Origin of the sequence: Allokutzneria sp. A3M-2-11 16, assembly GCF_024213555.1 — a bacterium.
GTDB lineage: Bacteria > Actinomycetota > Actinomycetes > Mycobacteriales > Pseudonocardiaceae > Allokutzneria.
Genome location: NZ_JANAVO010000001.1, coordinates 433,740 through 457,918, shown reverse-complemented (window position 1 = coordinate 457,918; position 24,179 = coordinate 433,740). Strand labels below are relative to the sequence as shown.

General features: G+C 70.6%; 22 protein-coding genes, 2 tRNA genes and 1 pseudogene. 13 read left to right on the top strand and 12 right to left on the bottom strand.

Translation table 11 applies throughout. The features are described 5' to 3' along the window. Positions 1-78: 78 nt before the first annotated feature. Entirely contained in the window at positions 79-1,137 is a 1,059-nt protein-coding gene (locus NLX83_RS02345; RefSeq protein WP_254233199.1) for a 3-isopropylmalate dehydrogenase, read from the top strand. A 126-nt stretch (positions 1,138-1,263) separates the two neighbouring features. Here the strand turns inward: NLX83_RS02345 and NLX83_RS02340 are convergent, their stop codons facing one another. The 4 genes from NLX83_RS02340 to NLX83_RS02325 all read right to left on the bottom strand — a co-directional run bounded on the left by NLX83_RS02340 (position 1,264) and on the right by NLX83_RS02325 (position 4,509). Beyond that, positions 1,264-1,917 (bottom strand): DUF4241 domain-containing protein, encoded by a 654-nt coding sequence (locus tag NLX83_RS02340; protein ID WP_254233198.1) that lies wholly within the window; start codon positions 1,915-1,917, stop codon positions 1,264-1,266. Positions 1,918-2,117: 200 nt separating this feature from the next. Continuing rightward, positions 2,118-2,444 (bottom strand): EthD family reductase, encoded by a 327-nt coding sequence (locus tag NLX83_RS02335; RefSeq protein WP_254233197.1) that lies wholly within the window; start codon positions 2,442-2,444, stop codon positions 2,118-2,120. 2 nt (positions 2,445-2,446) lie between these two features. Then, on the bottom strand, positions 2,447-3,274 hold the full coding sequence (locus NLX83_RS02330; protein ID WP_254233196.1) for a phosphoenolpyruvate hydrolase family protein: 828 nt from the start codon (positions 3,272-3,274) through the stop codon (positions 2,447-2,449). Continuing rightward, on the bottom strand, positions 3,271-4,509 hold the full coding sequence (locus NLX83_RS02325) for a Tm-1-like ATP-binding domain-containing protein (protein WP_254233195.1): 1,239 nt from the start codon (positions 4,507-4,509) through the stop codon (positions 3,271-3,273). Before NLX83_RS02325 ends, NLX83_RS02330 begins: the two co-directional genes overlap by 4 nt. A 173-nt stretch (positions 4,510-4,682) precedes the next feature. On the opposite strand from NLX83_RS02325, the gene yczR reads away from it, so the two are divergent. Then, the gene (yczR, locus tag NLX83_RS02320) at positions 4,683-6,176 is read left to right on the top strand and encodes a MocR-like transcription factor YczR (protein WP_254233194.1); all 1,494 of its coding nucleotides are present in this window, start codon (positions 4,683-4,685) and stop codon (positions 6,174-6,176) included. 292 nt (positions 6,177-6,468) lie between these two features. Next, positions 6,469-8,103, top strand: a complete 1,635-nt coding sequence (gene cimA, locus NLX83_RS02315) for a citramalate synthase (RefSeq protein ID WP_254233193.1) — start codon at positions 6,469-6,471, stop codon at positions 8,101-8,103. Here cimA and NLX83_RS02310 read toward each other — a convergent pair. Both NLX83_RS02310 and NLX83_RS02305 read right to left on the bottom strand, forming a co-directional pair. After that, positions 8,082-8,231: a hypothetical protein gene (locus NLX83_RS02310; RefSeq protein WP_374118768.1), complete on the bottom strand. Its 150-nt coding sequence runs from the start codon at positions 8,229-8,231 to the stop codon at positions 8,082-8,084. The two genes, cimA and NLX83_RS02310, sit on opposite strands and share 22 nt — an antisense overlap. An 18-nt stretch (positions 8,232-8,249) precedes the next feature. Continuing rightward, positions 8,250-8,731: pseudogene (locus NLX83_RS02305) on the bottom strand (HAD family hydrolase); the annotation flags it as partial. 56 nt (positions 8,732-8,787) lie between these two features. Between NLX83_RS02305 and NLX83_RS02300 the strand changes: the two are divergent. Next, a complete protein-coding gene (locus NLX83_RS02300) occupies positions 8,788-9,567 on the top strand; it encodes a fumarylacetoacetate hydrolase family protein (RefSeq protein WP_254233190.1) in 780 nt (259 codons plus the stop codon). A 62-nt stretch (positions 9,568-9,629) separates the two neighbouring features. Here NLX83_RS02300 and NLX83_RS02295 read toward each other — a convergent pair whose 3' ends face one another. After that, positions 9,630-10,868 (bottom strand): FAD-dependent oxidoreductase, encoded by a 1,239-nt coding sequence (locus NLX83_RS02295; RefSeq protein WP_308209262.1) that lies wholly within the window; start codon positions 10,866-10,868, stop codon positions 9,630-9,632. 365 nt (positions 10,869-11,233) lie between these two features. Here NLX83_RS02295 and NLX83_RS02290 point away from each other — a divergent pair, with 365 nt between their 5' ends. The 3 genes from NLX83_RS02290 to NLX83_RS02280 all read left to right on the top strand — a co-directional run bounded on the left by NLX83_RS02290 (position 11,234) and on the right by NLX83_RS02280 (position 12,317). Beyond that, positions 11,234-11,971, top strand: a complete 738-nt coding sequence (locus NLX83_RS02290) for an HAD family hydrolase (protein WP_254233188.1) — start codon at positions 11,234-11,236, stop codon at positions 11,969-11,971. A 171-nt stretch (positions 11,972-12,142) separates the two neighbouring features. Next, positions 12,143-12,214, top strand: a tRNA-Gln gene (locus NLX83_RS02285). 30 nt (positions 12,215-12,244) lie between these two features. Next, positions 12,245-12,317, top strand: a tRNA-Glu gene (locus NLX83_RS02280). Positions 12,318-13,046: 729 nt separating this feature from the next. Here the strand turns inward: NLX83_RS02280 and NLX83_RS02275 are convergent. Next, positions 13,047-13,748 (bottom strand): IclR family transcriptional regulator, encoded by a 702-nt coding sequence (locus tag NLX83_RS02275; protein WP_168200852.1) that lies wholly within the window; start codon positions 13,746-13,748, stop codon positions 13,047-13,049. A gap of 96 nt (positions 13,749-13,844) precedes the next feature. Here NLX83_RS02275 and leuC point away from each other — a divergent pair, with 96 nt between their 5' ends. The 3 genes from leuC (at position 13,845) to NLX83_RS02260 (ending at position 16,717) form a co-directional block, all read left to right on the top strand. Next, positions 13,845-15,248, top strand: coding sequence for a 3-isopropylmalate dehydratase large subunit (gene leuC, locus NLX83_RS02270; RefSeq protein WP_254233187.1), 1,404 nt, complete (start codon positions 13,845-13,847; stop codon positions 15,246-15,248). A gap of 18 nt (positions 15,249-15,266) precedes the next feature. Beyond that, on the top strand, positions 15,267-15,869 hold the full coding sequence (gene leuD, locus NLX83_RS02265; protein ID WP_254233186.1) for a 3-isopropylmalate dehydratase small subunit: 603 nt from the start codon (positions 15,267-15,269) through the stop codon (positions 15,867-15,869). Between the two features lie 218 nt (positions 15,870-16,087). Then, on the top strand, positions 16,088-16,717 hold the full coding sequence (locus NLX83_RS02260) for an HU family DNA-binding protein (protein ID WP_254233185.1): 630 nt from the start codon (positions 16,088-16,090) through the stop codon (positions 16,715-16,717). Between the two features lie 93 nt (positions 16,718-16,810). On the opposite strand, the gene NLX83_RS02255 is transcribed toward NLX83_RS02260, so the two are convergent. The 4 genes from NLX83_RS02255 to cofC form a co-directional block, all read right to left on the bottom strand. Continuing rightward, positions 16,811-17,725: an NUDIX hydrolase gene (locus NLX83_RS02255; RefSeq protein WP_254236051.1), complete on the bottom strand. Its 915-nt coding sequence runs from the start codon at positions 17,723-17,725 to the stop codon at positions 16,811-16,813. 5 nt (positions 17,726-17,730) lie between these two features. Next, complete coding sequence (locus tag NLX83_RS02250) at positions 17,731-19,899, bottom strand: RNA degradosome polyphosphate kinase (RefSeq protein ID WP_254233184.1); 2,169 nt, start codon at positions 19,897-19,899, stop codon at positions 17,731-17,733. Positions 19,900-19,984: 85 nt separating this feature from the next. Then, positions 19,985-20,203 carry a hypothetical protein gene (locus tag NLX83_RS02245; protein WP_254233183.1) on the bottom strand — a complete coding sequence of 73 codons (219 nt, stop codon included), beginning with the start codon at positions 20,201-20,203 and terminating at the stop codon, positions 19,985-19,987. An 81-nt stretch (positions 20,204-20,284) separates the two neighbouring features. Next, positions 20,285-20,935 (bottom strand): 2-phospho-L-lactate guanylyltransferase, encoded by a 651-nt coding sequence (gene cofC, locus NLX83_RS02240; protein ID WP_254233182.1) that lies wholly within the window; start codon positions 20,933-20,935, stop codon positions 20,285-20,287. A gap of 161 nt (positions 20,936-21,096) precedes the next feature. On the opposite strand from cofC, the gene NLX83_RS02235 reads away from it, so the two are divergent. The 3 genes from NLX83_RS02235 to NLX83_RS02225 are packed head-to-tail and all read left to right on the top strand — an operon-like array spanning position 21,097 to position 24,061. Further along, positions 21,097-21,951 carry a lysophospholipid acyltransferase family protein gene (locus tag NLX83_RS02235; protein WP_308209261.1) on the top strand — a complete coding sequence of 285 codons (855 nt, stop codon included), beginning with the start codon at positions 21,097-21,099 and terminating at the stop codon, positions 21,949-21,951. Further along, a complete protein-coding gene (locus NLX83_RS02230) occupies positions 21,948-22,958 on the top strand; it encodes an NAD(P)H-dependent glycerol-3-phosphate dehydrogenase (protein ID WP_254233181.1) in 1,011 nt (336 codons plus the stop codon). Before NLX83_RS02235 ends, NLX83_RS02230 begins: the two co-directional genes overlap by 4 nt. Then, positions 22,955-24,061, top strand: coding sequence for a cystathionine gamma-lyase (locus NLX83_RS02225; protein ID WP_308209260.1), 1,107 nt, complete (start codon positions 22,955-22,957; stop codon positions 24,059-24,061). Before NLX83_RS02230 ends, NLX83_RS02225 begins: the two co-directional genes overlap by 4 nt. Positions 24,062-24,179 lie beyond the last annotated feature (118 nt).

The following is a 24,179-nucleotide window of genomic DNA, read 5'->3' as shown; positions in this document are numbered from 1 at the left end:
TAACACCTCTCGTGCCGGTAGCCTTCGCGCCATGACAGGCCCCGATTCGACGGGGCCGCACTCGCAGGAGGTGTGTGCATGCGGCTCGCGGTGATCCCAGGTGACGGGATCGGCCCCGAGGTGATCGCCGAGGCGCTGAAGGTGCTCGGTGAGGTCGTCCCGACCGCCGAGATCACCCGATTCGACCTGGGCGCGGCTCGCTGGCACTCCACCGGTGAGTTGCTGCCGGAATCGGTGCTCGGTGAACTGCGCCAGCACGACGCGATCCTGCTCGGCGCGGTCGGCGACCCCTCGGTGCCCAGCGGCATCCTCGAACGCGGCCTGCTGTTGCGGCTGCGCTTCGAGCTCGACCACCACGTGAACCTGCGCCCGGCGCGGCTCTACCCGGGCGTGCGCTGCCCGCTGGCCGACTCGCCCGAGATCGACATGGTCGTGGTGCGGGAGGGCACGGAGGGCCCGTACGCGGGCAACGGCGGCCTGCTGCGCAAGGACACCCCGCACGAGATCGCCACCGAGGTCAGCATCAACACCTCCTTCGGCGTGGAGCGCGTGGTCCGGGACGCCTTCGCCAGGGCGTCGGCGCGGCCGCGCAAGCACCTCACCCTGGTGCACAAGACCAACGTCCTCACGCACGCGGGTTCGCTGTGGTCGCGCGTGGTCGAGGAGGTGTCGCTGCAGTACCCGGACGTCTCCGTGTCCTACCAGCACGTGGACGCGACCACGATCCACATGGTCACCGACCCGGGCCGCTACGACGTGATCGTCACCGACAACCTGTTCGGCGACATCATCACCGACCTGGCGGCGGCGGTGACCGGCGGCATCGGCCTGGCGGCCAGCGGCAACATGGACATCACCCGCCGCAACCCGAGCATGTTCGAGCCGGTGCACGGCAGCGCCCCGGACATCGCGGGCCAGGGCGTCGCCGACCCGACCGCCGCGGTGCTCTCCGTCGCGCTGATGCTGGACCACCTCGGCGAGTCCGAGTCGGCCCGGCGCATCGAGGCCGCGGTCGCCTTCGACCTGGCCACCAGGGACCACTCCGCTCCGGGAGCCACCTACGCGATCGGTGACCGCCTCGCCGCGCTGGTGTCCTCCAACGTGATCAGCCGCACCGGAGTCACCAGCAACACCTGACGAGTTCGGCGATCTGAAGGCGAGTGCTCGGCCGAGCACTCGCCTTCGTCGTTGTGGGGTGCTCCACTGGGCACCGCTCGGTGGCCGCGATCGGGAACTGCTCGGTCGGGAACTACTCGGTCGGAACTACTTGGTGGAGTGCGGCACCACGAAGAAGTCCGTGACGAACGCGGCCGGGCTGCCGTCCGTGGCCCGGCCGAGCCACGTGGGGTAGGAACCGTCCCCGTAGCCGGCCTGGAACGCGACCACGTTCAGTCCCGACTCGGCGTCGGTCACGTTCACCGCTCCCTCGGCCTCGGCCAGGCCCTCGCACAGGGGCCCCTCACCGTCGTCGACGAGTCGCTCCATCGCCGCGATGGCCTCGGCGTCGGCGAAACAACCCGTTCCGGCGTCCACGCCGTAGCCGAAGAACTCGTCGTCGGCCAGCTCGGCGGGGTCCTGGTCCGGGGTGAGCGCCAGCTCCCACCGCTGCACCGGCTGCTCACTCAGCCGCACCTTGACCGCGGCCACGGTGGGGTGGCCCTGCGCCTGCGCGCCTCGGTGCACCAGGGACACGAGGACCGGGTAGTGGCCAGGCGGGAAGGACACCGTGAACGGCGGCATCGGCCAGCTCGGTGAGACCACGTTGGGGTCGCAGGCGATCAACCTGCCGCTGGGCACGTTCAGCTTCCCGGCCTCCTGCACGCGCACGGACAGCCGCGCACCGCTCTCGTCGGCGTCTCCGAGCTCTCCTTCCGCGAACAGTGCGTCGAACAGATTCGTACGAGTTGACAAAGACATTCGGTGGCTCCTGGCAGGGCGGCGGACGTGGTCGGCGGGACCGTAGCAACGAGCACCGACAACGGCCGCGGCCCTTGAGCACCGCACTGATCGGACCCTCGGGCAGCGCAACGAGAACGGCCCCCGCGGGCAACGGGGGCCGTTCTCTTTTTCGTGGTGCACCGGCGTCAGGTTGGGGGCAGCCGATGCGGACGGAGGAGTCAGCCGAGGGTGAGCGGTACCTCGGCCTTCTCCTCGTGGTAGGTGAACCAGGCTCCGCCGGTGGCGAAGTTGGGCACGTCGGCGACGGCGGCCTGGCCCGCGGGCGTCGCCAGGATCTCCTCCAGCCGCTCGCGGGTCTCCGCGTAGAGGCCGACGACCATGTAGTACGGCGGCACGTCCCCGGCGACCAGCGGCTCGCACCTGCCGATGGTCCAGCCGGTGAAGCCCTCCATCTTCCTGGCCAGGGGCAGGTGCACTGTCTCGTAGTACTCGTCGAACGCCTTCGGGTCCTTGGGATGTCCATAGAGGACGGTCAATCGGTACACCGTCATCCCTTCCGCGCGAGGCTCTTGAAGTCCCGCACCTGTTCGGTGATCGCGGTTTCGGTCGGCAGGCGCTCCATCGACGAGGCGCCGAAGAACCCGACGACGCCGGTGGTGCGGTCGAGCACGTACTGCGCGTCCTCGGGCTCGGCGATCGGCCCGCCGTGGCAGAGCACCAGGACCTCCGGGTTCACCTCGACCGCGGCGTCGCGCATCTCCTGGACCCGCCGCACGCTCTCGTCCAGGGTCAGCGCGGTGCGCGCGCCGATGCTGCCCTTGGTGGTCAGCCCCATGTGCGGCACCAGTACGTCGGCGCCCGCCCCGGCCATCGCCCGCGCCTGCGCGGCGTCGAAGACGTAGGGCGCGGTGAGCAGGCCCCGCTCGGCGGCGAGGCCGATCATCTCGACCTCCATCGCGAAGCTCATCCCGGTCTCCTCCAGGTTGGCCCGGAAGACGCCGTCGATCAGCCCGACGGTGGGGAAGTTCTGCACCCCGGCGAAGCCGGTGTCGGCGAGCCGGTCGAGGAACTGCGGCATCAGCCGGAACGGGTCGGTGCCGCAGACACCCGCCAGCACCGGGGTCTCGCGCACCACCGGCAGCACCTCGCCAGCCATCTCCAGCACGATCGCGTTGGCGTCGCCGTAGGGCATCAGCCCGGCGAGCGAGCCGCGCCCGCCCATCCGGTACCGGCCGGAGTTGTAGATGATGATCAGGTCGACGCCGCCCGCCTCGGCGCACTTGGCCGAGAGTCCCGTTCCCGCACCCGCGCCGATGATCGGCGATCCACTGTCCACTGTGGATCTGAGGCGGGCGAGTGCCTGCGTGCGGTTCATCTGTTCCGTCCCCTTGACTGGATCAACTCGTGCAGCCGGTGCGCCATGGCCCCGGCGAACGCGGCGTCGTTGATGTGCTCGTCCCGCTCGATGAGCTCGACCGGGGACCCGGAGACACCCGCGCGCAGGGCGGCGAACAGCTCGGCATCGGCTTCGGGGTCGTGGAACGGCATGCCCTCCGCGTCGATGGCCGAAACCCCGCGCAGCGGAAGGAAGAGCGCGGTCGGCCCGGCCGCCCCGGTGAGCTTCGCGGCGATGCGCCCGCCCAGCTCCGCGGATTCCCCGGCGGTGGTGCGCATCAGCGTCACGGTGGCGTTGTGCACGTAGAGGTTCCGGTCGGCGAAGCGCTCGGGAACGGTCTCGGCGGGGCCGAAGTTGACCATGTCGAGCGCGCCGACGCTGACCACCTGCGGCAGCCGGGAGCGCCCCGCCGCCTCCAGCCGGTCCGGCCCCGCGCTGAGCACGCCGCCGACCAGGTCGTCCGCCAGCTCCGTCGTCGTCAGGTCGAGCACCCCGCTGAGCAGGCCGCTCGCGGCCAGCGCCTCCAGCGACCGGCCACCGGAACCGGTGGCGTGGAAGACGAGGACCTCGTAGCCGAGCTCGTCGAGCACCCGGCGCGCCTCGTCCACCGCGGCGGTGGTGACGCCGAACATGCTGGCGCCGACGAGGGGCCTGCCCGAAGTGCTGGTTCGTTGCCTGGCAAGCTGGTAGGCATTCGCCATACTCGACACCGCAGCCGCGGCGTTGCCCAGGACGAGCTCGGAGATCCGGTTGATCCCGGCGATGTCCACAACGCTGTACATCATCGTGACGTCCACGGCGCCGACATACGGCGACGTGTCGCCGGAGGCCATCGTGGACACCAGCAGTTTCGGCACGCCGACGGGAAGATCCCGCATGGCGGCCGAGGCGACGGCGGACCCCCCGGAACCGCCGACGCCGATCACCCCGTGCAGCCTGCCCTCGGCGTGCAGCCGCGCGGTGATGACCGCGGCGCCGCGCGCCATGGCCGCCATCGCCGCGCCCCGGTCCCCGGCGGCGCGCAGGTCGCCGAGATCGGCCCCCGCGGCCTCCGCGACCCCGGCGGCGGTCACGTCGGGAGGCGTCGCGGGGGACTCCAGCACTCCGGCGTCGACCAGCACGGTGGCGCAGCCGCCCGCCCGGATCCGTTCGGCCAGCCAGGCGTACTCCTCGCTCTTGGTGTCGAGGGTGCCGACGAGCACGACGGTTGCCACGCCACCGACCTGCCTTTCTGGGATCGGGCGATGCGGGTAACGTCCGGAAACCCTGAACCAGTGCGGTATCCGGACGCCTCGCGCCCTGAGGAGCGGCTCGCGCGTTATGAGAGCAGAGAGTGCTCCGAACGGACGCCGGACAACCAGGCCAATTCCGCGGAGGTGGACTGCGAGTGACCGATCGTGTGCGTAGTGAAGCGATCGGTGCGCCCCGGCTCGTGCACCTGCTGGTCGGCTGGACCGACGGTGACGGGCCGCTGCACAAGCGCCTTGCCGATGCGTTGCACCAGCTCATCGACACCGGCGAGCTGCCTGCGGGTACGCGGTTGCCCGCCGAGCGGACGGTGGCGGGCGCGCTCGCCGTCAGCCGTTCGACGGTCGTCGCCGCGTACGAGGCGTTGCGCGCCGCGGGCTGGCTGGCCAGTCGCCGGGGCAGCGGCACCTGGGTGCGCAGGCCCGGCGTGGACTACCCGGTGCCGGAGCCGCGTTCGCGCGGTCCGCTCGGGATGGGACGGCAGGGTTCGGTCCCCGCGCCCCTGACCGGAGCCGACCTCGCCGACCCGCCGGAGAGCATCGACCTGTCCACCGGTGCGCTGCCGGGCCTCCAGATGGTCGCCGAGATCGCGACGAAGGTCAGCGCCGAGGACTACCGCGATCTGCTCGGCCACCACGGCTACTACGCCGCGGGGCTGCCGACGCTGCGCGAGGAGCTCGCCGAACGCCTTGAGCGGCGCGGTGTTCCGGCGCACAGCAGCGATCTGATCGTCACCAGCGGTTCGCAGCAGGCTGTCGAGCTGATCGCGCAGGGACTGGTGCAGCCGGGCGACGAGATCGTGCTGGAGGAGCCGACCTACCGCGGCGCCCTGGAGACCTTCCGCTCGCGCGGGGCCAAGGTGATCACCGTTCCGGTGCGCACCGGCAGGCGCGGCCCCGGTGGTGTCGACGTCGACGTGCTGGAGCGGCTGATCGCCCGGCGGCCCAAGCTGGTCTACCTGTTGCCCACCGCGCACAACCCGACCGGCGCGACGCTGAACGTCGCCGACCGGCTCCGCGTGGTCCGCGCCGCCGCCGCCGCGGGGGTTCCGGTGATCGACGATGAGTCCACAGTGGACACATCGCTGGTCTGGCCGCCCCCGCCGCCGCTGGCCGCGGTCGCCGCCGAGCACGGGGTGCCCGCGACGGTGTTCAACGTCGGCTCGCTGTCCAAGCTGTTCTGGGGTGGCCTGCGGGTCGGCTGGATCCACGGTCCGAGCGACCTCGTCGGCAGGCTCTCCCGGGTCAAGAACGCGGCGGATCTCGGCAGTTCCGTTCCCGGCCAGTTGCTCGCCCTCAAGCTGCTCGCGCACACCGCCTCCGCGCGCGAACAGCGCAAGGACCAGCTCTCCACGGGCCTGGCCGCGGCCGAGGCCGCGATGCACAAGCTGCTGCCGGAGTGGGAGTGGGCGCGTCCGCTCGGCGGCGCCGCGCTCTGGGTGCGGGTGCCGAAGTCGGACACCGTCGCCCTCGCCGCCCGCGCCCGCCGCCACGGCGTCCTGGTCGTCCCCGGCCCGGCGTACTCCGCGTCGGAAGGGCTCCGCGAGTTCCTCCGCATCGGCTACGCGGCCGGGCCGGGTGCCGTCACCGAGGGAATCCGCCGCCTGGCCACCGCGTGGCGCGCCGGTCCCTGATCCAGCCCGGGTTGGCCGGGGGTTCGCTGTCGTTTGAGACCGTGGGGGAGGGGGTTGGGGGTGCTTGAAGACGCCCCTACCTCGGTGGTCCAGGATGTGGGAACACTCGTCCGTGTGTTGGTATGTGCGGCGAGGGTGTGGCACGATCCGTCGCATGCTTTCGCAGCACCTCGTGATTATTGCCAAGCGCGCCGGGTAACGAGCTCCAGCTCCCGGCGCGCCGACCTCTCGCATCCTGCGGGGGGTCTTTTTGTTTTGTCAGGCCCCTTGTACGCAGGAACGAGGCATCCCCGTGAGCCGCACGACCCCGGCTGAAACCCCGCTCGGCGACGATTTCCACGTCTACGACACGACACTGCGCGACGGCGCGCAGCGCGAGGGCATCTCGTACTCCGTGACGGACAAGCTCGCCGTCGCGCGGCTGCTGGACTCGGTCGGGGTCGGGTTCATCGAGGGCGGCTGGCCGGGCGCGATGCCCAAGGACACCGAGTTCTTCGCGCGGGCCGCGGCTGGCGAGCTGAACCTGCGGCACGCCGCGCTCGTCGCGTTCGGGTCCACCCGCCGCCCGGGGCTGCGGCCGGACGAGGACCCGCAGGTGCGCGCGCTGGTCGACTCGCAGGCGCCGGTGATCACCTTGGTCGCCAAGTCCGATCGCAGGCACATCGAGCGGGCCCTGCGCACGGGGATGTCCGAAGCCGTCGCGATGGTGGGGGAGACCGTCGCGTTCCTCGTCGGCCAGGGGCGGCGCGTCTTCCTCGACGCGGAACACTTCTTCGACGGCTACGCCTACGACCCGGAGTGCGCGCTGCGCGTGCTCTCCGCCGGGGTCGAAGCCGGAGCCGACGTGGTCGTGCTCTGCGACACCAACGGCGGCCAGCTGCCCCTCCAGCTGGCCGAGACCGTGCAGGACGTGGTGTCCCGCACGGGTTTCCGCGTGGGCATCCACTGCCAGGACGACACGGCGTGCGCGGTGGCCAACACCGTCGCCGCGGTCCAGGCGGGGGCGACCCACGTGCAGTGCACCGCCAACGGCTACGGGGAACGGACCGGCAACGCCGACCTGTTCGCCGTCGTCGGGAACCTGGTGACCAAGCTCGACATGCCGGTGCTACCCACCAACGCGCTGTCGGAGCTCACCCGGGTCTCGCACGCCCTCGCGGAGATCGCGAACCTCGCACCCGACACCCACCAGGCCTATGTCGGGACGTCAGCATTCGCTCACAAGGCGGGTCTGCACGCGAGCGCGATCAAGGTGGATCCGGAGCTGTACAACCACATCGATCCGGTCACCGTCGGCAACGGGCAGCGGGTGCTGGTCACCGAGATGGCCGGTCGGGCCAGCCTCGAACTCAAGGCGAGGGAGTTCGGGCTGGACCTGACCGGCCGGCCGGAGACGGTCAACAGCGCGGTGCGCAGGGTGAAGGAACTGGAGGCGCGCGGTTGGTCCTTCGAGGCGGCCGACGCCTCGTTGGAGCTACTGCTGCGCCGCGAAGCGTCCGATGTGGACGGTGCGGAGCCGTTGCCGGACCCGCCGTTCCGGTTGGAGTCCTACCGCGTGGTGCTCGACCACCGCGGTGACGACGACGTGGTGTCGGAGGCCACGGTCAAGGTGCACGTCGCCGGTGAGCGGGTGATCGCGACGGCCGAGGGCAACGGCCCGGTGCACGCGCTGGACGCCGCGCTGCGCAAGGCGCTCAGCCCGCACCTGCCGTGGCTGGCCGACGTCGAACTGGTCGACTACAAGGTCCGCATCCTCACCGACCAGCACGGAACCGACGCCGTCACGAGGGTTCTCGTGGAGTCCAGGGACGGCAAGCGCGAGTGGACCACGGTCGGCGTGCACGGCAACATCGTCGAGGCGAGCTGGCTGGCGCTGTGCGATGCCTTGGTGCACAAGGCGATGACTCAGCGCGCGTTGGCCTGGTAACCGAACGCCGACGCCAGCTCGTCGGCGTGCTCGACCACGTGGTCGGCCCCGGCCGCGCGCAACGCGCCCGGGGCCATCAGGTCGGCGAAGCCGATCACCCGCATCCCGGCGCCCTTCCCCGCGAGCACCCCGGAGACGCTGTCCTCGACCACGACGCAGTCCTGTGGCGCGCGGCCCATCTCCTTCGCCGCGTGCAGGAAGACGTCCGGGGCGGGTTTCCGTTGGGCACCATGGTGGCGCTGAAGACCGCGCCGCCGAAGAACTCCGCGAGCCCGGTGCGCCGCAGGCGGAACTCGATCTCGGTCGGCGTGCTGCTCGAAGCGACGCACACCGCCGTCCCCGCCGCGGCGAGCACGTCCAGCGTCTCGCGGATGCCGGGGATCGCGGTCAGCTCCTCGGCCAGCCGCTCGTCCACCCCGGCGGCGCGCAGGCGCAGCAGGTCTGTCCGAAGTGGACGGCCGAGCTCCCGTTCGATCTCGACGAGACAGGAACTGGCCGAGCGCCCCATGTAACGCTCGACACACTCGGCGAAGCTGGTCGGCAGCCCCTCCGCCGTGATCAGGCCGGCGAAGACCTCGTTCGCGATCCGTTCGGAGTCGACCAGCGTGCCGTCGCAGTCGAAGATCACCAGCTCGGGGAGGCGCACACCGGGAACGCTAACCCGGCTCGGTTACGCTGGGAACCGTGCGCCTTGCCCGTATCGCTCATCCAGAAGGCGTCGCGTTCGTGGCCGTCGAAGGCCCCGCCGACGCGCTCGTCGCCGCCGAGATCGCCGAGCATCCCTTCGGCCCGGTGCAGTTCACCGGCCGTCGCTGGCCGCTGGCGGACACCCGGCTGCTCGCGCCGATCCTGCCCTCCAAGGTGATCTGCGTCGGCCGCAACTACGCCGACCACGCCAAGGAGATGGGCAACGAGGCCCCGGCCGATCCGATGATCTTCCTCAAGCCGTCCACCTCCGTTGTCGGCCCGAACGCGGAGATCCGGCTGCCCGCCAGCTCCGACCACGTCGACTTCGAGGGCGAGCTGGCCGTGGTGATCGGCCGCCCCTGCAAGGACGTGCTGGCCGAGCACGCGTTCAGCGCGATCCTCGGCTACACGATCGCCAACGACGTGACCGCGCGCGACCACCAGAAGCAGGACGGTCAGTTCGGCCGGGCCAAGGGCCACGACACGTTCTGCCCGCTCGGGCCGTGGATCGAGACCAAGCTGGACGTGGCGGACACCCGGCTGCGCACCGAGCTCGACGGCGAGGTGCGGCAGGACGGCCGGACCTCGCAGATGATCCACGACGTGCCCGCGCTCGTGGAGTGGGTCTCGCACATCATGACGCTGCTGCCCGGCGACGTGATCCTCACCGGCACCCCGGCGGGCGTCGGGCGGATGGACCACGGGCAGACGGTCTCGGTCACCGTCGACGGGATCGGCACCCTCACGAACCCGGTGGTGGCGAAGAAGAAGCGGTGAGGTTGGCCGCCGTGCGTTCGAGCACGGCGACCGTCCTCGGGTGCCGGGCTGCCGGCCGTCGATCAGCGGCGGCGGGCGAAGTCCGGCGCGTGCTCGGGAAGAACACCGATGCCGACCAGCGTCGCCGGGATCGCCTGGAGCCAGGGGAACCGCCGGACCAGGCGCAGCGGCAACGGCGGCCTGGTCGCCCGCAGCGGCGCTGCCTGGTTCTCGGCGGCCAGCGTCTTGCCGAGGATCTGCTTGTGGATCACCCGCTGCATGCCCTGCGTGATCGCGGTCGGCAGCCACCGCCGCCGCTGCACCCTGGCGAGGTCCTTGGCCCGCAGCGTTCCCCGGCGCAGCGGTTCCGCGAGGATGCGCGCCGCCGCGACCGCGTCCTGCACGGCGAGGTTGATGCCGACGCCGCCGACCGGTGACATCGCGTGCGCCGCGTCGCCGATGCAGAGCAGACCGTCGGTGTGCCACCGGGTCAGCCGCTCCAGCTTGACGTCGAGCAGCTTCACGTCGTCCAGCGACTCCACCGTGTCGATCCGGTCCCCCAGCCACGGGATCAGCCGCACGACGCGGCGGCGGAACGCCTCGATGCCCTCGGCGCGCACCTTCGCGTCCGAGCCCTTCCTGATCAGGTAGGCGCTCTGGAAGTACTCGCCGCGGTCGATCAGCACCGCGACCTCACCCCTGGTGAACCTCCCGAGCCCGCCCGTCGGGTCGTCCGCCTCGCGCGGCAGCCGGAACCACCACACGTCCATCGGCACACCGAACGACCGGCTCTTCAGCCCCGCTCCGGTGCGCGCGGTCGAGTGCCGGCCGTCGCACGCCACGACGAGATCCGCGTGCAGCTGCCCCGTCCGCCCGTCCGCCGCGCGGTACTCGACGCCCACGACCTTGCTGTCCCGCTTGATGAGCCGGGTCACCGCGGTGCTCATGCGGAGCGTGAACGTGGGCTCCTCCTTGCCCGCGTCGGCGATCAGGTCGAGGAAGTCCCACTGCGGCACGAACGCGATGTGCTTGTGCTTGCCGGGAATCCGGCTCATATCGCCGAACGGGGCGATGCCCGAGTCGAGCATCACCTGCATCCGGTCGACCTTGCGGTGCGGCACCTGTTCGAACCGCTCGCCGAGGCCGAGCTCGTCCAGCAGCGTCAGGGTCGACGGGTGGACGGTGTCGCCGCGGAAGTCGCGCAGGAAGTCCGCGTGCTTCTCCAGCACCGTGACCTCGACGCCCGCCCTGGCCAGCAGGAGTCCCAGAACCATGCCGGCGGGACCGCCGCCGGCGATGACGCAGGTCGTGTGCTCGGTCACCGTGATCACCCCTAATTTCAACAACGGTTGAATAAGTTCAGGGTGCACCCGGCCGAGGGTGGAGTCAAGGTCGGTCGCACGTGAGGAGGAGCCACATCTGGGTACCCCAGGGGTCCGGCGCGCCGAGATCGCGGGAAAGCGCGGTGGGGGAGACGCTTGCCGATGGGCTCGAATTGAAGGGGCGCAAGGCTTTCGCGTGACGCGGGTTGTGGTCACCGGTCGTACGGTTTCCCGGTTACTGCGCGTGCCCAGGGCAGGTTAAGCACTAACCGTTGTGCTCCGCTGGCTCTTGACCGAGCCAGCGAACATAACAATCACCTCCTTAGCCGAGTCAGAATCGGTTGGTAAGCGCGTAATCTCACCGGGTGACATCCGCCTTAGCTCCTATCGCCTCCTCCGAGAAGGTCGGACAAATCCGTGCTGTGTGCTTCGACATCGACGACACGCTGGTCGACTATGTGACTTCCTCACGGCGCGGGCTCGCCGCGCTGGTCGGTCACGACGACGCGTGGCCGTTATGGGAACGCGTTACCGAAATGCAGTTGGCGCGTTATCTCACCGGCGAGGTCGACTACGAAACCATGCGGCGTGAGCGGACCAGGGCCTTCTTCGCCGAGCTGGGCGTCGAGCTGGCCGACTCCGAGCTGGCGGGGCGGGAGGAGCTGCGGGTCGAGGCCATGCGGGCCGCCTGGGAGGTCTACGAGGACGTCTGGCCCTGCCTGGACTGGCTGCGGGCCGCGGGCCTGCGCATCGCCGCCATCACCAACGCCTCCGGCCCGCTGCAGCGGATGAAGATCGCCGACCTCGGGCTGGCCGAGGTGTTCGACCACGTGATCATCGCCGGTGAGCTGGGCGTCGCCAAGCCGGACCCGGCGATCTTCCACACCGCCACGGTGGCCCTCGGCCTGTCCCCCGAGCAGGTCATGCACGTCGGCGACCGGCTCGACCTGGACGCCGTCGGTGCCCGCGACGCCGGGCTGCACGGCGTCTGGCTGGACCGCGGCGACACCCACGCCCAGGTGCCTCCTGGCGTTCTCGCCATCACCAGCCTGGACGAGCTGCCCGAGGCCCTCGTCTGTGACGTGGCCCCCGTCGCCACGTGATCATCCCCTGATCAACTCCCCGGCCCCCTTCTGGCGCACTGACCTGCGGGTATGTGCGTGAAGGGGGCCGATTTGGAGGATCGTGGGGGCGTGGTCTAGTATTCATTTCAGCACGAGGGACGGCGCGCCGGAGACCGAAACCAGGTCCCCGGCACACCGCCTCGAATGCTGTGGGGTATGGTGTAATTGGCAACACAGCAGATTCTGGCTCTGCCGTTCTAGGTTCGAGTCCTAGTACCCCAGCAGGGCAGGATAAACACCTCCCTAGTTCAAGGCCCCGTCGTCTAGCGGCCTAGGACGCCGCCCTCTCAAGGCGGTAGCGCGGGTTCAAATCCCGTCGGGGCTACAAAGCGGGGAAGCCCGTACTCACGGAATGCGTGAGTACGGGCTTTTTCGCATTGCCCTGTGGGGGCCGGGCCCCCACGCCCCCACGCCGGCGGGCTTCGCCCCCGGACCCCCGGTCTGTGGTTCCGTTGGGCGTTACTCGGCTGCGCCTTCGTGGTGTTGGCTTCCAGCTTTTCTTTGTGCTGCTTGGGTTTTGTGGGCGTACTTGTGGGTAGTTCATTTTGGGGCTGATGGGCGCATTCAGGTTGCGTGGGGAAAAGGCGTAAATTTGTATGTCGTTTGTTGGGGTGGGTCTGTTACGGCGTATGCGGGTTCGTTATGTGGGGGTCAAGCTCCGCGCTGCGGTCGCATAGCGGGGTCCTAGGTGCCCGCTGAGCCCCGATAAGTGGCGAGAACGCCAGAAGCGCAACCCCGCTGGGACGGGAGCCGAGGTCGGCTTTACCTGGGGTGCGCGTGCCATACGCTCGTCGCGAGGGCCGGGGTTTCATCCCGTGCCCCTGAGAGGCCCAAGGGCACGCGCGAGGGGCCCCAGGTCAAGCCGACACCCAACGCGACCACCGGTCCCTGGACTCGGCCACCCTGGAAGCCCGGCCTGCTCGCCCTGGAAGTCCAGCGTGGTCCCAGTCTGAGTGAAGCGAACGGGAAGACCGGCGGCCGCGCGTGAAGAAGCCCGGCTTCCGCTGGGAGCGGGAAGCCGGGCCGGGATGAGCGGGAGTGGGTGCGGCGGGGGCTACATGCGGGACTGGAGGGCCTCGGCGGCGGCCAGGAGGTCGGCGGCCCAGCGGGCACCCGGACGGCGCCCTATGCGGTCCACCGGGCCCGAGACGGACACGGCGGCGACGACCGCGCCGGTGGCGTCCCGGACCGGAGCGGAAACGCTGGAGACGCCGGGCTCGCGCTCGGCGACGCTCTGCGCCCAACCGCGGCGGCGGACGTCCAGGAGCGTGCGCTCGCCGAAAACCGCGTCGGTCAGCACGGCGCGCTGGGTGGCCGGATCGGCCCACGCGAGGAGAACCTTCGCGCCGGAGCCCGCCGTCATCGGCAGGCGCGCGCCGACGGGAACGGTGTCGCGCAGACCGCTCGGCGGTTCCGCGCTCGCCACGCAGATCCGCGCGATGCCGTCCCTGCGGTAGAGCTGAACGCTCTCGCCGGTGATGTCGCGCAGCCGGGGCAGTACCGAACTCGCCGCGTCCACAAGGGGATCGGTCGCCCCGCCCGCGAGCTCCGCGAGCGCGCCACCCGGACGCCAACGGCCGTCCGCCCCGCGCTGCAACAGCCGGTGAACCTCAAGTCCCACAGCGAGACGGTGCGCCGTCGCACGGGGAAGACCCGTCCTGCTGCACAGCTCCGCCAAGCCACACGGGTCCTTCGCCACCGCGTGCAGCACTGCCACTGCCTTGTCCAAGACGCCGATGCCGCTATGCTGTCCCACAAGCCGATACTAACTTCCCATATTGCGGGAAGTCCAGCAGTGGTTCCCGCGCGGTCGCCGGGACCGCTCGCCAAGAAACCACCACGGAGAGAAGCGATGGCACGCACGCTCGCGGAGAAGGTGTGGGAGGCGCACGTCGTGCGCCGGGGCAGTGGTGACGAGCCCGACCTGCTCTACATCGACCTGCACCTGGTGCACGAGGTGACCAGCCCCCAGGCCTTCGAAGGCCTGCGGATGGCCGGGCGCCCCGTCCGCCGCCCGGATCTCACGATCGCCACCGAGGACCACAACGTCCCCACCGTCGACATCGACAAGCCCATCGCCGACCTCGTGTCCCGGACCCAGGTGGACACGTTGCGGCGCAACTGCGCCGAGTTCGGCGTGCGCCTGCATCCCATGGGGGACGCGGAACAGGGCATCGTCCACGTCGTCGGTCCGCAGCTCGGCCTCACCCAGCCCGGGATGACCGTGGTGTGCGGCGACAGCCACACCTCGACGCACGGCGCGTTCGGCGCGCTGGCGTTCGGCATCGGCACCTCTGAGGTCGAACACGTGATGGCGACGCAGACGTTGCCGTTGCGCCCCTTCAAGACCATGGCCATCACCGTCGACGGCGAACTCAAGCCGGGCGTCACCGCGAAGGACGTGATCCTCGCCGTCATCGCGCAGATCGGCACCGGCGGCGGACAGGGCTACGTCCTGGAGTACCGGGGAAGCGCGATCCGCGCGCTGTCCATGGAAGCGCGGATGACCGTCTGCAACATGTCCATCGAGGCGGGCGCGCGGGCCGGGATGATCGCGCCGGACGAGACGACCTTCGCCTACCTGAAGGACCGCCCGCACGCGCCGCGGGGCGAGAACTGGGACACCGCGGTGGAGTACTGGCGCACGCTGGCCACCGACGAGGGCGCGGAGTTCGACCACGAGATCCGGATCGACGCCGACGACCTGACGCCGTTCGTCACGTGGGGCACCAACCCGGGACAGGGCCTGCCGCTGCACGCCTCGGTCCCCGACCCGGCGCAGATCGCCGACGAGGGCGAGCGGCTGGCCGCCGAGAAGGCCCTGTCGTACATGGGCCTGGCGCCGGGGACGCCGCTGCGGCAGATCTCGGTCGACACGGTCTTCCTCGGCTCGTGCACCAACGGCCGCATCGAGGACCTGCGCGCCGCGGCCGAGGTCCTCAAGGGGCGCAAGGTCGCCGGCGGGGTGCGCATGCTCGTCGTACCCGGGTCGATGCGTGTGCGCGCACAGGCCGAGTCGGAGGGGCTGCACGAGGTCTTCCTCGACGCGGGCGCGGAGTGGCGCCAGGCGGGCTGCTCGATGTGCCTTGGCATGAACCCGGATCAGCTCACCCCCGGTGAGCGCAGCGCGTCGACCTCCAACCGGAACTTCGAGGGGCGGCAGGGCAAGGGCGGCCGGACGCACCTGGTCTCCCCGCTCGTCGCCGCCGCCACCGCCGTGCGCGGCACCCTCGCCTCCCCCGCGGACCTGGACTGAGAAGGGCGATTCACAACCATGGAACCGTTCTCCACCCACACCGGTGTCGGCGTCCCGCTGCGGCGGTCCAACGTGGACACTGACCAGATCATCCCGGCCGTCTACCTGAAGCGGGTCAGCCGCACGGGATTCGCCGACGGCCTGTTCGCCGCGTGGCGGGCCGACGAGCACTTCGTGCTCAACGACGACGTGTTCCGCGCGGGCAGCGTCCTGGTGGCAGGGCCGGACTTCGGCACCGGATCCTCCAGGGAGCACGCCGTGTGGGCACTTGCCGACTACGGCTTCCGGGTCGTCATCTCCTCCCGGTTCGCCGACATCTTCCGCGGTAACGCGGGCAAGGCCGGGCTGCTGGCCGCCCGCTGCGAGCAGTCGGACGTCGAGCAGCTGTGGAAGCTGCTGGAAACCGAGCCCGGGACGGAGATCACCGTCGACCTCACGGCGAAGACCGTCCGTGCGAAGGACTTCACGGCCCCCTTCGACATCGACGACTACACCCGTTGGAGGCTCCTGGAGGGCCTCGACGACATCGGCCTCACCCTGCGACACGCCCAAGAGATCGACTTTTTTGAACGTGATCGTCCGGCCTGGCTTCCGGTGACACAGCCCGCATCCGGGGCCTGAAACCGGGCGGATCTGCTACTGCCAAAGGGGATTGAGCAGCACTAATCCGTTTTTCCCTCCCAGGACAGGCCCCCCAGGGGTTGTAGCTCGGAAGGGCGCAATTCTCGCGTGCCGTAAAGGTTTTTGGGCGTGGCGTGTGGAGAATGCGCTCTGTTGGGCCTATCTTGGGCCAAGTAGTCGGCCCGACTGGGCCGTGACTGTCCTGGGAGGGACTGAAAGTGAACAAGGCCCAGCTGATCGAGGCGCTCGCGGAGCGCCTTGGTGACAAGAAGACCGCCAACACCGCTGTGGACGGTCTCGTGGACGTCATCGTCCGCACCGTCAACAAGGGCGAGAAGGTCACGATCACCGGCTTCGGCGTCTTCGAGAAGCGCGCCCGCGCCGCTCGCACCGCGCGCAACCCGCGCACCGGTGAGACCGTCAAGGTGAAGAAGACCAACATCCCCGCCTTCCGCGCCGGTACCACGTTCAAGGACGTGGTGAGCGGCACGAAGAAGCTGCCGAAGGTCGCCGCCGTGAAGAAGGCGACCATCGCGAAGGCCGGTACCCGCGCCACCGCCGCGGCCGCGAAGACCACCACGCGTGCCAAGACGACCGCGGCCAAGGCGCCGGCCACCAAGGCCGCCGCGAAGCCCGCCGCCGCCAAGAAGGCGACGACCAAGGCCGCCGCCAAGCCGGCAGCGAAGCCCGCAGCCAAGAAGGCGACCACGGCCAAGGCCGCCGCCAAGCCGGCCGCCAAGAAGGCGACCACCGCGAAGGCAGCTGCCAAGCCGGCCGCCAAGAAGGCGACCACGGCCAAGGCCGCGGCCAAGCCCGCCGCCAAGAAGCCGGCGCGCGCCAAGAAGTAGGACAGCTCACCGCCTCGCGCGGTGCCTGCTGACGAAGCGGGGCCCGGTCCGTCACGGACCGGGCCCCGCTTCTGCGCGTCCACTCAGGACAGATCAGTCGAATTCTCTGGGTAGGGGGCTGGCGAGGTAGTCGGCGGCGACGAGCGCCGGAGCGCCGCCGCCCGCGGTGGTGAAGGACAGCACCCACAGGCTGCCCTTGCGGGCGGCCAGCGCGGGCGTGACGACCCCGCAGGAGCGGGCCAGGTGCTCCACCACGTGCGGGATCACCCCGCCCTGGCTGCAGACAACCGGGGTGCCACCCTCCGCGGCGATCTCCAGCAGCCTGCCGACCCCCTCGGAGGGGTGCGGCCAATAGCCTTCCTCGCTCAGCAGTGGTTCTTCCCGGATCGCAACACCAAGGTCTTCTGCGACACCTTCGACGGTTTGCGAGCACCGTGCCCGCGGCGCCGAGAACACGCGGTCCGGACCGTAGAGCGGCAATAGCTCGCGAAGTGCCGCGGCCTGTTTCACACCGTTCTTACTGAGCGGCCGGAGGTCGTCGTCGCCTTCCCACTTCTCCCGCTTTCCGGCTTTGGCGTGCCGCACCAGGAGCAGGGTCGTGGTGTCCGGCGGAAGGGCGGTGAACGCGTCCAGCACGGTGCGGTCGGTGTCCCGGCTCAGCAGCGCGGCGGCCTGTTCCGGGCCCAGCCAGCGCAGCGCGTCGACCTCGTCGTTGGGCACGAACTCCCCGCCCGACACCCTGGCGGAGTAGTAGTCGACGACCTTCTGTCCACTTCGGCCGTCCACTGTGGTCACTGGGTAGCGGACCCGGCCGAGGCTCCTGCCCAGTACCGGGGCGAACCCGGTCTCCTCAAGGACTTCCCTGGCCGCCGTGGCCGGGGTGGTCTCGCCAGGGTCCTGCTTGCCCTTGGGCAGCGTCCAGTCGTCGTAGCGGGGACGGTGCACCACCGCGACCTCGGGCTTGCCCGAAGGGTCCCGCCGCCAGAGCACGGCCCCCGCCGCGTGGATGTCGTTCACGCCTTCGCCCCGTAGCGCCGCAGCATCTCCATCTGGAGGTCCAGCACCTTCTCCCCCTCCGCGGGGGACGGCGTCCAGCCACCGCCGGGGCCGAGCACCCAGCAGCGGGTCCCCTCGTCCATGGAGATGTCGAACATGGCCGAAAGGTCCCTGGTGAGCTTGGGATCGGTGACCCGCACCAGCACCTCGACGCGGCGGTCCAGGTTGCGGTGCATCATGTCCGCGCTGCCTATCCAGTACTCGTCGCAGCCCGCGAAGTGGATGACCCTGGAGTGCTCCAGGAACCGGCCGAGGATCGAGCGCACGCGAATGGTTTCGGACAGACCCGGAACCCCTGGTTTCAAAGAGCAGATACCGCGCACGACGATCTCCACCGGAACCCCGGCCTGGGATGCGCGGTACAGCGCGTCGATCACCTGCTCGTCCACGACGGCGTTGGCCTTGAGCCGGATTCCCGCGGGGCGCCCGGCCGCGGCGTGCCCGATCTCGCGCTCGATCCGCTCGACGATGCCGCGCCGAACCCCCTGCGGCGCCACCAGAAGGCTCCGGTAGGTGCTCTGCCGGGCGTACCCGGTCAGCACGTTGAACAGGTCCGTGAGGTCCGCGCCCACCGAGGGTTCCGCCGTCAGCAGGCCCAGGTCCTCGTACAGCCGCGCGGTCTTCGGGTTGTAGTTGCCGGTGCCGATGTGGCAGTAGCGGCGGATCGTGGAGCCCTCCTGGCGCACCACGAGCGCGGTCTTGCAGTGCGTCTTGAGACCGACGAGCCCGTAGACCACGTGCACGCCCGCGCGTTCCAGCGCGCGCGCCCACTTGATGTTCGCCTGCTCGTCGAAGCGCGCCTTCAGCTCGACCAGCGCCACGACCTGTTTGCCCGCCTCGGCAGCGTCGATGAGCGCGTCGACGATGGGGGAGTCACCCGACGTCCGGTACAGCGTCTGCTTGATCGCGAGCACGTGCGGGTCGGCTGCGGCCTGCTCGATGAAGCGCTGCACGCTGGTGGAGAACGCGTGATACGGGTGGTGCACCAGCACATCGCCCTCGCGCAGCGTCTTGAAGACGCTCTTCGGCGTCTCGCCCTCGCCGAAGGCCGGGTGCGTCGCGGGCACGAACGCCGGGTTCTTCAGCTGCGGCCGGTGCAGCGCGTAGAGCTGCCACAGGCAGTTGAGGTCCAGCAGACCCGGTACTTCGACGACGTCGTGCGGGTCCACGTCGAGCTCGCGGAGCAGCAGCTCCATCATGTGCTCGCTCATCGACTCCTCGACCTCCAGGCGGACCGGGGGACCGAAGCGACGGCGGGAGAGCTCGCGCTCCAACGCCTGCAACAGGTCCTCGTCCTGGTCCTCCTCCACTTCGAGGTCGGCGTTGCGGGTCACCCGGAACACGTGGTGCTCGCTGATCTCCATGCCCGCGAACAACTTGTCCAGGTGCGCGGAGATGAGGTCCTCCAGCGGCAGGAACGTCGCGGTGTCGGCGTCCTTGTCCAGCTCCACCCGCACCAGCCGGTGCACGTTGTCCGGGACCTTGATGCGGGCGAAGCGTTCCGTGCGGTCCTCGGGGTCCTTGACGGTCACCGCGAGGTTCAGCGAGAGCCCGGAGATGTAGGGGAACGGGTGCGCCGGGTCGACCGCGAGCGGGGTCAGCACCGGGAAGATGTGCTCGGTGAAGTAGGTGCCGAGGCGCAGTTTGTCGGCGTCGTCGAGGTCGTCCCAGCCGACGATGCGGATGTCGTGCTTCTCCAGCTCCGGCCGCAGCTCGTTGAGGAAGACGCTCGCGTTCTGCTCGACCAGGTCCTGGGTGCGGGTGGAGATCCGGGCCAGCTGCTCGCGCGGGGACTGGCCGTCCGCGCTGCGCACCGAGAGGCCGGTCTCGTCCCGGCGCTTCAGCCCGGCGACCCGCACCATGTAGAACTCGTCCAGGTTGGACGCGAAGATCGCCAGGAACTTCGCCCGCTCCAGCAGGGGTTCGGACGGGTCCTCGGCGAGGGCGAGCACCCTGGCGTTGAAGTCCAGCCACGCCAGCTCCCGGTTGAAGTACCGGTCGTCGGGGAGGTCGGTCGGCACGGCCAGCCTGGTGGCCGCGGGCGGGGGCGGGACGGAGCGCTGGTGCGCCGGGTCGCCACCCGCGGAACGGCCTACTGGTCTGCTCTCGCTGCTGTCCGGGCTCACGTTGTGCCATTGTTCCGCACCGCGGGCACAACAGCGCTGTTCGAGGCACTCGGAGTGGTGAACCTGTCACAGCGTCGAGATGAACTCATGGCTGTGCGGGCGGCAGGACGGCGACGATCGCGCCGTTCTCGTGCCGCAGAGCCACTCGCTGCCCGGCGCGAGGGGCGCGCCAACCACCCGCGCGCACCGCTTCGGCGGTGGCGTCGTGCAGCAGGCCGTTGTCGTCGAGCACGGTGACCGAACCGTCCGGTAGCACCGAGTGCACCGTCGCCTGGCGCGGGACCGCCTGGTCAGAAGCGCTCACGACTCGCACGATAGCCGTTGCGCGGCCCGCCAGGAAGATCATGTTCGCGGTCGTCCGATGTGGACGGCGCAGGGGAACCCACTACGGGCAGGGGCGGGGTGCGAAGAGGCGGTCGGAGGTGCGGGGGCCGAGGCCCAAGGAGGTCGCGATCGCCAGGTCCTCCTCGGTGTCGACGTCGCAGCGGAGCGAGGGCCACGCGCCGAGGAGCGGGCGGGCGCCCGTGGCGGTGTGGGCGGCCGAGGAGCCGGGGCCGAAACGCGGGTCCAGCTCGCCGCCGACACCGGCCAGCAACAGCGTCGTCCCGGTGCCCTGGCGGTCCGGGCAGTGCGCGCGGCCGCCGTCGGACGCGGCGATGGCGGCGCCCAACTCGGCTGCGCGGAGGGCGGGCAGATCGGCCTGGAGCGCCCCGAGCCGCGCACGGGGATCGGCCTCGCGGAGCACCCGCGCACCGTGCCGGAGCGCCTCGTTGAGGCCGATATCCGGGACATCCGGGATGGACTCGACGCCGATATCCCGCACGGCCGCGGCGACCCCGGCATCCGATGTGACGGCCACCACGCGGCGTACGCCCGGTGCCTCGGCCGCGGCGCTCAGCGTGTCCAGCGCCAACGCGAGCGCGAGGGCGGCGTGGGCGCCGGGATCACGGCCACCACCGTCCGCCGCACCGAGCAGCCGCGACTTCGCCCGGTGCAGCGACTTCACCGGGACCACCAGATCGACCTCATAGGACACGGTTCATCCTAGGACGTGTTTCACAGGTCCGTGTTCGCGATAGCCGGGCCGAGCCCGCCCCTGGCGGCGTCGTCGGAAAGCCCACGTACAACACCGGTACGCGGCCTTCCCGCCGTCTTGCCAGGAACGACCTCGATCCCGACTCTCATCGAACGAGACCTGTGAAACACGTCCGCCCCAAGTCCCGGTTCTGCGTCCGGCTGGACCTGACGGCGTTGCTCCGGGAAGACTCACCTCACCCCGCGCTCGGCGGGGCTGTGGACGGGAGGCAACGCGTGGCCAGGGAAAAAGGCGGCTTCTGGGTGGGCGTCGCCGCGGCGATCTTCTATCCGGGCACCAGGTTGCTGGCCAGGCGGAGCTTCGACGGCCGGGACAACCTGCCTCGCGAGGGCGGGGTGCTGCTGGTCGGCAACCACATCTCCCACCTCGACCCGCCCTTCGCGGCGGTGTTCGTGCACAAGGCCCGCCGGGTGCCGCGCTTCCTGGCCAAGGACAGCCTGTGGAAGATCCCGGTGCTCGGCCGCATCCTGCGCAACACCGGTCAGATCCCGGTGAGCCGGGGCAGCGCCGACGCGCGCAACAGCCTCGAAGCGGCCGACAAGGCGCTGATCGACGGCAAGGTCGTGACGATCTACCCGGAGGGCACGCTCACCAAGGACCCGGACCTCTGGCCGATGGTGTCAAGGACCGGGGTGGCCCGGCTCGCCGTCGAGCACTGCGTCAACGGCTCGATCCCGGTGCTGCCGCTCGTGCACTGGGGCACCCACCAGCTGTGGGACCACGAGCGCAAGCGGCTGAGCCTGTTCCCGCGCAAGACCGTCGTCGTCCGCGTCGGCGAGCCGCTGGACCTGTCGAAGTTCCGCGGCCGCGCGCTGGACAACGAGCTGCTGCGTGAGGTTACCGACCACCTCATGGGCGAGGTGCGCGATCTGCTCGCCGAGGTCCGCGAGGAGCAGGCGCCGACCGAGTTCTACTCGCCGCGCAAGGCCCGCAAGGACAAGCAGGAGGGCGAGTGAGCGCGCAGCGCATCGCCGTTCTCGGCGCGGGTTCCTGGGGCACGACCTTCGCCAAGGTGCTCGCCGACGCCGGCCGGGACGTGACGCTGTGGGCGCGCCGGGCCGAGGTGGCCGACGCGATCAACCAGCGCGCGGAGAACCCCGACCGCCTCCCCGGGATCACCCTGCCGGAGCGGCTCAAGTCCACTGTGGACGCCGAGGCCGCGCTGGACGGCGCCGAGGTGGTCGTGCTGAGCCTGCCGAGCCAGCACCTGCGGGAGAACCTGGCGGGCTGGCGGGAGCTGCTGCCGCCCGGGGTCACCCTGGTCAGCCTCTCCAAGGGCGTGGAGCTGGGCACCCTGAAGCGGATCAGCGAGGTCGTGCGCGAGGTCGCCGGGGTGCCGGAGGAGCAGGTCGCGGTGGTCTCCGGGCCGAACCTGGCGATGGAGATCGCGGTGCGGCAACCGACCGCCACGGTCATCGCCTGCCCCGACCACGACCGCGCCGTGCAACTGCAGCGCGCCTGCGCCACCGGGTACTTCCGGCCCTACACGATCACCGACGTGGTGGGCTGCGAGCTGGGTGGCGCCTGCAAGAACGTGATCGCGCTGGCCTGCGGCATCGCGGTCGGGCTGGGCTTCGGCACCAACACCGCGGCCTCGCTGATCACCAGGGGGCTGGCGGAGACCAGCAGGCTCGGCGCCGCGCTCGGCGCGGACCCGTTGACCTTCGCCGGGCTGGCCGGGCTCGGTGACCTGGTCGCGACGTGCTCCTCGCCGCTGTCGCGCAACCGCAGCTTCGGCGAGCGGCTCGGCCGGGGGGAGACCCTGGCGCAGGCGCAGGAGGCCGCGCACGGACAGGTCGCCGAGGGCGTGAAGTCCTGCTCGTCGATCCGGGAGCTGGCCACCCGCAACGGCGTCGAGATGCCGATCACCGAGGCCGTGCAGCGGCTGTGCGACGGTGAGATCGAGCCGCGCGAGATGGTCGCGGAACTGCTGGGCCGCAAGCAGAAGCCGGAGCGTTCGTGACTCAGGGCTGGGGTGACGGGACCCGGTGTGTCCACTCAGGACACACCGGGCCCGTTGTGGGGGAGCCGTTGCTGGCGGGGCCGGTCTTCGCGACGGCCTACCACCTCGACGGCGCCCCCGGCCGTCCCCAGCCGGACTACTACGCGCGGGCGGGCAACCCGACCTGGCGCGCGCTGGAGGCCGCGATCGGCGAGCTCGACGGCGGCGAGTGCGTGCTCTTCCCGTCCGGGATGGCCGCGATCAGCACGCTGTTGCGAGCTTTCCTCAGCCCCGGCGACACCGTCGTGGTGCCGTCGGACGGCTACTTCGCCACGCGCAGCTTCATCTCCGAGGAGATGGAGGTCTCGGTTCGCGAGGTGCCGACGTCGGGGCCGTGGCCCGACTTCGCCGGTGTTCGCCTGGTGCTGTTGGAGACGCCGTCCAACCCATGGCTCGACGTCTGCGATATTCGGTCCCTTGTGGACAGTGCGCATGCGGCGGGTGCCCTTGTGGCGGTGGACAACACGACCGCCACTCCGCTCGGTCAGCAGCCGCTCGCGCTCGGTGCCGACTTCGTGGTCGCCAGCGACAGCAAGGCGTTGACCGGCCACAGCGACGTCCTGCTCGGCCACGTGTCCACAGTGGACCCCGCGCTGGCCGAGCGGTTGCGCAGGGCGCGCACCCTCGGCGGTGCCGTGCCCGCTCCGTTCGAGACCTGGCTCGCGCATCGCAGCCTCGGGACCCTCGACCTCCGGCTGGCACGGCAGAGCGCCAACGCCGCCGTGCTCGCCGAGGCGCTGGGCGCGCACCCCGCCGTCCGCACCGTCCGCTGGCCCGGCCTGGCCGGAGACCCGGCGCACAAGATCGCGTGCGAGCAGATGCGGCGGTTCCCCGGCGTCGTGACGATCGAGCTGGCCGACGCCGCGACCGCGGACCGGTTCGTCGCCGCCGCGCGGCTGGTGGCGGCCGCGACCTCCTTCGGGGGACTGCGCACCACCGGCGACCGGCGCGCGCAGTGGGGCGACCCGGTGCCGGAAGGGCTGGTCAGGCTGTCCGTCGGGGTCGAAGACGCGGACGATCTTGTGGCCGATGTGATTCAAGCCCTTGATTCTGTGACGACTTGACGGACCGCATCGGCCTCCTGTTCGATTCAGGCATGTCTTCGCGCGCCATGACGCACCGGAAGGGCCACATCGCCCTCGTCCGGGTTGCCAGCGCGCTCTGTCTTTCGTGGTGATCCGC

Coding starts and splice junctions, on each gene's coding strand:
- NLX83_RS02345 (WP_254233199.1), top strand. CDS start 79: ATGCGGCTCGCGGTGATCCCAGGTGACGGGATCGGCCCCGAGGTGATC.
- NLX83_RS02340 (WP_254233198.1), bottom strand. CDS start 1,917: ATGTCTTTGTCAACTCGTACGAATCTGTTCGACGCACTGTTCGCGGAA.
- NLX83_RS02330 (WP_254233196.1), bottom strand. CDS start 3,274: ATGAACCGCACGCAGGCACTCGCCCGCCTCAGATCCACAGTGGACAGT.
- leuC (WP_254233187.1), top strand. CDS start 13,845: ATGGCACGCACGCTCGCGGAGAAGGTGTGGGAGGCGCACGTCGTGCGC.
- leuD (WP_254233186.1), top strand. CDS start 15,267: ATGGAACCGTTCTCCACCCACACCGGTGTCGGCGTCCCGCTGCGGCGG.